General features: G+C 66.5%; 1 protein-coding gene and 1 pseudogene. One reads left to right on the forward strand and one right to left on the reverse strand.

The features are described from left to right. Positions 1 to 988, reverse strand: a 988-nt coding sequence (locus JYJ84_RS36760; RefSeq protein ID WP_205190307.1) for an alanine racemase, incomplete at its 3' end; no start/stop codon positions are given. Between the two features lie 119 nt (positions 989 to 1,107). Between JYJ84_RS36760 and JYJ84_RS36765 the strand changes: the two are divergent. Further along, positions 1,108 to 1,363, forward strand: a pseudogene (locus JYJ84_RS36765) (MurR/RpiR family transcriptional regulator); the annotation flags it as partial.

Genomic DNA, 1,363 nt, shown 5'->3' on the forward strand with positions numbered 1-1,363 from the left:
CGACGATCGCGCGATTGGCTTCCGGCACCGACTGCACGTACGCCCACAGCTGCAGCGCGGGCAGCAGCCCTTCGCCCATCGTGCGGGCGATCGGGTTGCGCGCGAACACGTCGGTCTGCGCCTTCTTGTAGATACCGACATCGTGCGTCAGGTAGCAGCCCGGACGCAGCACGACTTCCGCGAAGCCGGCGTTGGACGCCTTCGCGAATTCTTCCGCGACCACGTCGTACCACGCCGAACCGGCGCCGGACAGGATTGCCGGCGTACGCGCGAAGCGGCCTGCCTCGGCCAGCTCGCGTGTGAGAGCGACTGCGTCCTGCAGGAACGTGCGGATCTCGCCTTCCTCCTTCAGCACGCCTTCATAGAGTTCGATGCCGGCCAGCTTCAGCGTGTCCGGATAGCGCGCGATCGCGGCGAGCACGGCTTCGCGCTGCGCGGCATCGCGCACGCCTGCGCGGCCGCCTGGCACGCCGAGCTCGAGCAGCACGTTCAGCGGCTTCTTCAGTGCGCCGAAGAAGCGGCCGAGCTGGTCGACGCTGTCCGCCGAATCGACGAGGCAGAAGAATTCGAAGTCGGGATCGGACAGCAGCCCGGCGATGATCGTCATGTTCTGGCGGCCGACCAGCTGGTTCGCGAGCAGCACGCGCCGCACGCCGCCGTGATACGCGGCCTGCGTCTGGTGCGCGGTCGCGAGCGTGATGCCCCATGCGCCGGCGTCGAGCTGGCGGCGGAACAGTTGCGGCGCCATCGTCGTCTTGCCGTGCGGCGCAAACTTGACGCCGTACTTCTGGACGAATGCCTGCATCCAGTTCAGGTTGTGTTCGATGCGATCCTCATAAAGCACGGCGGCCGGCAGGCTGACGTCTTCCGCGAGCAGGTTCCACTCGAGGCGGCCTGCGTCGCCGAGCGGCACGCTCGCGCTCGGCAGATTGCCGAGGCCCTTGCCGAACGGATCGATCGTCGCTTCCTGATAGTTTGTAACTTTCATGTCATCCCGCTCCATCATCACTATGCATTGCACTGAAGTTGACACGCCGATGGTACAGAAAGTAGCATCGGCGCGGTGATGTTATTTAGTAACATCGAGCTTCGCACCCTTTTCCGCAGATGAATACGCCCGTCACTCCGTCCGTTCCGCTCGCGGCCGAACTCCATCCGGCTCCGGCTGCTCCGCCGCTCCTCGACATCGTCGCGAGGATCGCCGAATGCGCGCCCGAGCTGCGCGAAGCCGAGCGCAAGGTCGCCGCGTTCATCCTCGCCGACCTCGCGCGCGCCGCGCATGCGAGCATCGGCGCGCTCGCGCGCGACGCGGAGGTCAGCGTCGCGACGGTCACGCGTTTCGCGAAGGCCGTCGGCTGCCGCG

This window comes from Burkholderia sp. LMG 13014, from assembly GCF_905232215.1.
Classification (GTDB): domain Bacteria; phylum Pseudomonadota; class Gammaproteobacteria; order Burkholderiales; family Burkholderiaceae; genus Burkholderia.